At 70.2% G+C, this 7,110-nt stretch carries 8 protein-coding genes; 4 read left to right on the top strand and 4 right to left on the bottom strand.

The window, feature by feature from the left end; genetic code table 11:
* Window positions 1-618 (bottom strand): amidase family protein (locus QQK43_RS22400; RefSeq protein WP_284309528.1); only part of this gene is annotated, 618 nt, incomplete at its 3' end.
* Between the two features lie 121 nt (window positions 619-739).
* Window positions 740-1,636: a DMT family transporter gene (locus QQK43_RS22395; protein ID WP_284309527.1), complete on the bottom strand. Its 897-nt coding sequence runs from the start codon at window positions 1,634-1,636 to the stop codon at window positions 740-742.
* Window positions 1,637-1,796: 160 nt separating this feature from the next.
* Here QQK43_RS22395 and QQK43_RS22390 point away from each other — a divergent pair, with 160 nt between their 5' ends.
* On the top strand, window positions 1,797-2,036 hold the full coding sequence (locus QQK43_RS22390; RefSeq protein WP_267966555.1) for a DUF2789 domain-containing protein: 240 nt from the start codon (window positions 1,797-1,799) through the stop codon (window positions 2,034-2,036).
* Window positions 2,037-2,057: 21 nt separating this feature from the next.
* Here the strand turns inward: QQK43_RS22390 and QQK43_RS22385 are convergent, their stop codons facing one another.
* Window positions 2,058-2,579 carry a flavin reductase family protein gene (locus tag QQK43_RS22385; protein ID WP_284309526.1) on the bottom strand — a complete coding sequence of 174 codons (522 nt, stop codon included), beginning with the start codon at window positions 2,577-2,579 and terminating at the stop codon, window positions 2,058-2,060.
* 123 nt (window positions 2,580-2,702) lie between these two features.
* On the opposite strand from QQK43_RS22385, the gene QQK43_RS22380 reads away from it, so the two are divergent.
* Window positions 2,703-3,485: an alpha/beta fold hydrolase gene (locus QQK43_RS22380; protein ID WP_234267369.1), complete on the top strand. Its 783-nt coding sequence runs from the start codon at window positions 2,703-2,705 to the stop codon at window positions 3,483-3,485.
* An 84-nt stretch (window positions 3,486-3,569) separates the two neighbouring features.
* On the top strand, window positions 3,570-4,502 hold the full coding sequence (locus tag QQK43_RS22375) for a M14 family zinc carboxypeptidase (RefSeq protein WP_284309525.1): 933 nt from the start codon (window positions 3,570-3,572) through the stop codon (window positions 4,500-4,502).
* Window positions 4,503-4,539: 37 nt separating this feature from the next.
* Here the strand turns inward: QQK43_RS22375 and QQK43_RS22370 are convergent, their stop codons facing one another.
* Window positions 4,540-5,874, bottom strand: a complete 1,335-nt coding sequence (locus tag QQK43_RS22370) for a D-amino acid dehydrogenase (protein ID WP_284309524.1) — start codon at window positions 5,872-5,874, stop codon at window positions 4,540-4,542.
* Between the two features lie 110 nt (window positions 5,875-5,984).
* Between QQK43_RS22370 and QQK43_RS22365 the strand changes: the two genes are divergently transcribed.
* The gene (locus QQK43_RS22365) at window positions 5,985-6,905 is read left to right on the top strand and encodes a LysR family transcriptional regulator ArgP (RefSeq protein WP_284309523.1); all 921 of its coding nucleotides are present in this window, start codon (window positions 5,985-5,987) and stop codon (window positions 6,903-6,905) included.
* Window positions 6,906-7,110 lie beyond the last annotated feature (205 nt).

Below are 7,110 nucleotides of genomic sequence, written 5' to 3'. Positions count from 1 at the left end.
GATCGGCACCCGGCCCAGGCTGGGTTTGAGCCCGACCAGCCCGCACCACGCCGCCGGCAGGCGCACCGAGCCGCCGATGTCGGTGCCGATGTGCAGCGGGCCGTAGCCGGCGGCGCCGGCGGCCCCCGCGCCGGCGCTGGAGCCCCCGGAGTTCATGGCCGGGTTCCAGGGGTTGCGCGCGAGCGCGTGAAAGCTCGACAGCCCGGACGACAGCATGCCGAATTCGGGCATCGTGGTCTTGGCGATGAACACCGCACCGGCCTCGCGCAGACGCGCTGCCGGGGGCGCATCCTGCGCGGCAGGCACCAGATCGGTGGCTGCCGTGCCCAGCGGCACCGGCACGCCGCGCGTGGCGATGTTTTCCTTGATCGTGACCGGCACGCCGTCGATGCACGCGCCGTTGGCGGTGATCGGCTGGCCGGCCCGCCAGCGCGCTTCCGAGGCGCGGGCCATGGCCAGGGCAGCGTCGGCGTCGAGCGCGTAGGTGGCGCACAGCACGGGCTCGCAGCGGTCGATGTGCGCCAGCACCGCCTGGGTCACGTCCACCGGCGAGAGGCTGCCGGCGCGGTAGGCGGAAATCAGTTCGGTGGCGCTCAGGGCGTGCAGGGCATCGGTCATGCACGCACTATGGCACCAAACCGGGGGACAGCGTGGTGGCTGGTGGGCGTTCTCGCGCACAGCCGCGGTGGGGCCGTGGGTGCGCTCCCGCGGCGGGTGACGGCTGCGGCCGTCGGCTTGCTCACCCCCTTCGGCTCACCAGCACAATGCCCGCGGCCACGCCGCCCAGCGCCAGCAGCAGTTGCCCCGTCAGCGGCTCGCCCAGCAGCACCACGCCGAACACCAGCGCAAACACGGGCGTGAGGAAGGTGAAGGTGGCCATCTGCGTGGCCGGGTAGTGGCGCAGCATCCACATCCAGGTCAGGTAGCTGGCGAAGGCGCCCACCGTGGTTTGCAGCAGCACCGAGCCCCAGGCCAGCGGCGAATAGGCCAGCGACCAGGTCTCGCCCAGCGCGAGCGACAGCAAGGGGGCCACCACCGCGGTGACGGCCAACTGGTAGAACAGGGTTTTTTCGGCGCTGGCGCTGGCCAGCACGCTGGCGCGGATGGTCAGCGTGGTCAGGCCCCAGAGGATGCCGGCGGCCAGGCCCATGGCATCGCCGCGCCACTGGCCGGCCTGGGCCGAGGGGTGGAGGAAGCCTTCGCTGAATGCCACGGCCACGGCCGCGAAGGCCAGCACCAGCCCGATCCACTGCACGCGGCGCAGCGTTTCGCTGGGCACGACGCGCGGCAGCAGCAGCGCCACCACGAAGGGGCTGGTGTAGAGGAACACCGTCAGCCGCGATGCGCTGGTGTGCTGCAGGCCCAGGTAGATGAAGCAGAACTCGCCCGCAAACAGCAGCCCGGCCAGCAGGCCGGCGCCCAGGCTGCCGTCGCGCCGGAACAGCGGCACGCCGCGCACGGCGCACCACAGCCCCAGCAGCACCGTGGCGCCGCCCATGCGCAGCGAGGCCTGCCACAGCGGCGGGATTTCGGCCACGGCGAACTTGATCAGGATCTGCTGGAAGCCCCAGAAGGCGCAGCACACCACCAGCAGGGTGATGGCCAGGGTGTCGAGATGGGGCTTGCGGGCGGTCATGGCGGGCGATGGTAGCCGGGGCCGCCGCCGGACGCTGTCGCGGTTTTCCCGGGCTGGCGCGCCGTCGCACAATGGTGGGTCTGTTCTCATGCCCGTCCGCTGCGGCGGGCGTATGCCGTGTTGATGCCAGGAGCCTTTCGTGAACGACGCCACCCCCCGCATGACCAATCTTTTTCTGCAGCTCGGTCTGGACGCCAGCGAGCCGGCGATTGCCGACTTCATCCGGACGCACCAGTTGCCGGCCGACGTGGAGATCGCCGACGCGCCGTACTGGAACGCCGGCCAGCGCCAGTTGCTGTGCGAGCAGTTGCGCGCCGATGCGTCCTGGAGCCTGGTGGTCGATCAGCTCAACGAGTCGCTGCACGAAGACGCGGTGAAGCGCCAGACCGGCTTGGCCTGAGCGGCGCGCCCGCGCGCTGGCTCACAGCGGGTGTTCGGCGTAGAAGCGCCCGCCGTGATACAGCAGCGGCGACGCGCCGGCGCGGTGGGCGCAGCGCTCGACCTCGCCGACGAAGATCATGTGATCGCCTTCGGTGTAGCGGCTGCGGTTGAAGCATTCGAAGGTGGCGGCCGCGCCGTCGATCAGCGGCGCGCCGTTGGCGCCGTCGGTAAAGGCCACACCGGCCCAGCGGTCGGCGCCGCGCTGCGCGAAGCGCTCGGCCAGCGCCTGCTGGTCGGCCGCCAGGATGCTGATGGCGTAGTGGCGGCCGGTTTCGAACGCCGCCATCGAACTGGCCGTGTGGGCCAGGCTCCAGAGCACCAGCGGCGGGTCCAGCGACACCGAGTTGAACGAACTGGCCGTCAGGCCCACCAACTGACCATCGGCGTCGCGCGCGGAGACGATGGTCACGCCCGTGGCGAACATGCCCAGAGAAGCGCGGAATTCGGGCAGGGAAAACGCCGGGGGGCGGGCGGAAGGGTGGGGCAGGCGGGCGGGTGACATGGGTGCTGAGGTCGGCAAGGGGTGAATAATGCCTGTGTTCGGCTTTCCCTGTGGGTGGCCCACCAATCCAGGAGCACACATGCCAGCAACGGCGATCCCCGGGCTGCGGCGCCGGGCGCGGCCATGATCCCGACCTTCACCACCCTGGGCAGCGGCGCGACCGTGCTGATGCTGCACGACATCGATGGCGGGCACCTCGCCTTTGCGCCCCAGGTCGAGACCCTGGCCGAAGTCGGCTACCGCGCGGTGGCCTGGGACATGCCCGGTTACGGTCGCAGTGCCCCCATCGAGCCCTACACCTTCAAAGGCTTGGCCCAGGCCTGCGTGCGCCTGATCGAAGCGCTGCAGTGCGACAGCGTGGTCCTGGTCGGGCATGGCATGGGCGGCATGGTGGCGCAGGAGGTGGTGGCGCGCCGGCCCGACAAGGTGCGCAAGCTGGTGCTGTGCGGTTGTCCCGATGCCTTCAGCGGCGATGCCGACGCCTTCGTGACCGCACGGCTGGCGCCGCTCGCCACCGGCCTGAACATGGCCCAACTGGCCCAGCAGCGGGTGCCGCAACTGGTGGGCCCCGGGGCGTTGCCCGAGGGCCTGCGCCTGGCCGAACACACCGGGGCCGAGGTGCCGGAGGCAACCTACCGGCGGGCGCTGGCCTGCTTCACCACCTTCGACCGGCGGGCCGACCTGGCCCACATCCGCGTGCCCACCCTGCTGGTGGCGGGGGCGTTCGACCGCGAGACCGAACCTGCGCGGTTGCAGGCCATGGCGGCGGCGATCCCGCTCGGGCGCTGCGTGGAGATGCCAGGCATCGGCCACCTGATGCCGCTCGAAGCGCCCGACCGGTTTGACGGCTTGTTGCTCGACTTCCTGCGCGAGCGCGCGCCGCAGCCCTTGCCGGGCCTGCACTGAGCGCCGCTTTTTCCCCGGCCCATGCGGGGTCGCAACGGGTCTCTGGCGCCGGTGTGCACCGGGTCGGCCCCCTAGAATGCGGCCATGTTCACGACCCCCTCTTTTTTGCGCCGCGCGCTGGTGTCGGCGGCCGGTGCTTTGTTGTCCGTGGCCGGCTGGGCCGCGGGCCCGAGCGCCGAGCCGCTGGCACGGGGCCCCGGGCATCCCCTGGCCGATGTGCAGGGCAGCGACCCCTGCCACGAGTTCGTGGCACGCCTGCCCAATGTGAAGGCGCCGCTGTGCCAGTCGGCGCAGCTCAAGCCCACCGTGGGCCGGTCGGTGCAGGGGCGCACGCTCTACTACCGCGACGTCGTGGCCCCCGATCCCGGTATCCGCGTGCTCGTGGTGGGGGCCATGCACGGGGACGAGCTGTCCTCGGCTTCGCTGGCGCTGCACTGGATACAGCGGGCGGTGGAGACGCCGTCCAACGCGCACTGGCGCTTCATTCCTGCGCTCAACCCCGATGGCCTGATGACGCGACCCGCCCGTCGCATGAACGCCCGCGGCGTGGACCTCAACCGCAACTTCCCCACGCCCAACTGGGAGCGCGACGCCAAGGTCTACTGGGAAAAGCGCACCCGCAAGGACCCGCGCCGCTGGCCCGGCCCGAGTCCGTTGTCGGAGCCCGAATCGCGGTTCTTCCACGACGAGATGCAGCGCTTCCGGCCCGACCTCATCGTCAGCATCCATGCACCCTACGGCGTGCTCGACTTCGACGGCCCCACGGTGCCGCCGGCGCGGCTGGGCCGGCTCTACCTGGACCAGGTGGGCATCTTTCCCGGCAGCCTGGGCAACTACGGCGGCGTGCACAAAGGGATGCCGGTGGTCACGATCGAATTGCCCAGTGCGTTCCGCACGCCGCTGGACGCCGAGATGCGCCAGATGTGGCTGGACCTGCTGCGCTGGATGAGCGAGCGCGTGCGGCCGACCGAGCCGGCGGCCCAGCCGCTGCCGGTCCAACTGCGCAAGACCGGCTGACACCCGGTGCTGAGCCGCGCCGGTGGGCCGGATCGGCTCAGGCCTGGTGCAGGCGCATGCGCGAGCCGTTCGCGCCGGAGGGGGGCATGCCGCAGAAGCGGAAATCCATCGCCGGCACCTCGCCGCTGAGCAGCTCGGCCAGGGCCTTGCCGGAGCCGGCGCCGTGCGTCCAGCCCAGCGTGCCGTGGCCGGCGTTGACCCACAGGCCCTGCACCGCGGTGCGGCCGATCAACGGAATGTTGGTCGGGGTGGCCGGGCGCAGGCCACACCAGAACTGCGGATCGCCGCCTTCTTCGGGCGTGCGCGTGTCGGCCACGCCGGGGAACACCTCCTCGATGCGGCGCACCAGCATGCGGGCGCGGGTGCGCGCCAGCGGCGTGTCCAGCGAGAGGTCGTAGCCCCCGACCTCGATCGTGCCGGCGATGCGCAGGTGGTTGCCCAGGCGCGACATCGCCACCTTGAGCTGGTCGTCCAGCAGGCTGACCTGCGGGGCGTCCTGCGGGCGCAGCAGCGGCAGCGTGGCGCTGTAACCCTTGCCCGGATAGATCGGCGCGCGCACGCCCACCTGGCGCAGCAGGGCCGGCGAGTACGAACCGCAGGCCACCACGTAGGCATCGGCGTGCAGTGTGCGGGTGATGCCGCTGGTGCGGTCGCGCACCACCACGCCCCGGGCCTGTCCGCCCTGCGCCTGAAGGCGGACGATGTCGTGCGACATCAGCGTCTGCAGGCCTTTGAGTTGGGCGCGCTGCAGCAGCGCCTGGGTGAACACGCGGCAGTCGCCGGATTCGTCAGACTCGGTGTACGTGCCGCCCACGATGCGGTCGCCGAAGGCGCGCAGCGCCGGCTCGATGCGCAGCAACTCGTCGCGGTCGACCACGCGGCGGTTGACACCGTGGCGGCGCATCAGGTCGGCGGCGTTGCCGGCAGCGTCGAACGACTGCTGGCTGGTGTAGTAGTGGGCGATGCCCTTGGTCAGGCGGTTGAATTCGATGCCGGTGGTGGCGATCATGTCCTTGAGCGCGCTGTGGCTGTAACTGCCCAGGGCCACCAGTTGCGCGACGTTGCGTTCGAACGCGGCGTCGTTGCACTGGGCCAGGAACTGCAGGCCCCAGAGCCACTGCGCCGGGTCGAGCTGCGGCCGGAATTTGAGCGGGCCCTCGGGGTCGAACAGCCACTTCAGCGCTTTCAGCGGCGCTTCGCGGTTGGCCCAGGGTTCGCAGTAGCTCACCGAAATCTGCGCCGCATTGCCGAAGCTGGTTTCCAGCGCCGCGTCGGCCTGGCGGTCCACCAGCGTGACCTCGTGACCCCGTTGCAGCAGGTGCCAGGCGGTGCTGACACCAATGACACCCGCACCCAAAACGACGACTTGCATGTGGCGCTCCAGCCAGAAAGGACGATGGGCGCGAGTATGGAAAAAAGCCTTCCGAAAGTGAAGACGAATTAAACTAAAATTAGAAACATCAGAATAACTGATACTCAAACATGAGCACCTTCGACCCCGACGCGCTCGAATGTCTGGCCGCCATCATCGAAGAGGGCGGCTTCGAGCGCGCCGCGCAGCGCCTGTCCATCACGCAGTCGGCGGTGTCGCAGCGGCTGCGGGCGCTGGAGGCCCAGGTGGGCACCGTGCTCATCGTGCGCAGCCGCCCGCTCAAGCCCACGCAGGCCGGGCAGCTGATGCTCAAGCACGCCAAGATGATGCGGCTGCTGCGCGCCGATCTGGAGCGCGACCTCAAGGAACTGGCGCCCAGCTCGGCCGGCAGCAGCCGCGAGGAAGAGCGCATTTCGGTGGCCATCAACGCCGACAGCATCGCCACCTGGGCGCTGCCCGCGCTGGGGGCGCTGGCGCAGGGCGGGCTGCCGATCGAGATCATCACCGACGATCAGGAATTCACGCACGAATGGCTGCGCGAAGGCCAGGTACTGGGCTGCGTGACCTCGCTGGGGCAGTCGCTGCGCGGCTGCAAGATGGAGTCGCTGGGCACCATGAATTACGTGGCGGTGGCTTCGGCCGCCTATGCCGCCGTGCATTGCCCGGCGGGCCTGACGGCGCACAACTTTCACAAAATGCCGTTCGTGGCCTTCAACCGCAAGGACCACCTGCAGCACGGCTTCGTGAGCCGGGCCTTCGGGCTGCCGCGCGTGATGCTCAAGCAGCTGTTCGTGCCGTCCAGTGAAGGCCAGGTGCGGGCTGTGCGGGCCGGCTGGGGCGTCAGCGTGGTGCCCGAACTCATCGTGCGCGATGCGCTGGCGCGCGGGGAACTGGTGAACATCGCGCCGCGCCACCAGTTGGGGGTGGCGCTGTTCTGGCATTGCTGGAACCTCAACTCCGACGTGCTGGAGGCCATCTCGGCCACTTTGCGCGAGGCCGCTTCGCACAGCCTGCTGCCGCCGGTGCGCTGAGGGTGCTGCGGGCGGGGCTTGTATCTTCATATCTGACTGGCGCGGTAGAGTGTGGCCGCCGTTGAGGTGGCCAGACCGGCCCGTGCAGTTTGGTAGCGGCTGGGGTGCTCGAGCCCGTGACTGAGTACAGAACGCACGGCCGCCGCGCTGGTCTTCGTGAAGCCCGAACGGTTACGCGCGCCTTCGATGAGTGCGCATGCACAAG

Origin of the sequence: Hydrogenophaga electricum, from assembly GCF_030160815.1 — a bacterium.
GTDB classification, from domain to species: domain Bacteria; phylum Pseudomonadota; class Gammaproteobacteria; order Burkholderiales; family Burkholderiaceae_C; genus Hydrogenophaga; species Hydrogenophaga electricum.
Note: the sequence above shows the minus strand (reverse complement) of the source record. Positions and strands in the feature narration are given on the sequence as shown.

Excerpts from the sequence above, each read along its gene's own strand:
- QQK43_RS22395 (WP_284309527.1), bottom strand. The coding sequence starts at position 1,636 with ATGACCGCCCGCAAGCCCCATCTCGACACCCTGGCCATCACCCTGCTG.
- QQK43_RS22390 (WP_267966555.1), top strand. The coding sequence starts at position 1,797 with ATGACCAATCTTTTTCTGCAGCTCGGTCTGGACGCCAGCGAGCCGGCG.
- QQK43_RS22385 (WP_284309526.1), bottom strand. The coding sequence starts at position 2,579 with ATGTCACCCGCCCGCCTGCCCCACCCTTCCGCCCGCCCCCCGGCGTTT.
- QQK43_RS22380 (WP_234267369.1), top strand. The coding sequence starts at position 2,703 with ATGATCCCGACCTTCACCACCCTGGGCAGCGGCGCGACCGTGCTGATG.
- QQK43_RS22375 (WP_284309525.1), top strand. The coding sequence starts at position 3,570 with ATGTTCACGACCCCCTCTTTTTTGCGCCGCGCGCTGGTGTCGGCGGCC.
- QQK43_RS22370 (WP_284309524.1), bottom strand. The coding sequence starts at position 5,874 with ATGCAAGTCGTCGTTTTGGGTGCGGGTGTCATTGGTGTCAGCACCGCC.
- QQK43_RS22365 (WP_284309523.1), top strand. The coding sequence starts at position 5,985 with ATGAGCACCTTCGACCCCGACGCGCTCGAATGTCTGGCCGCCATCATC.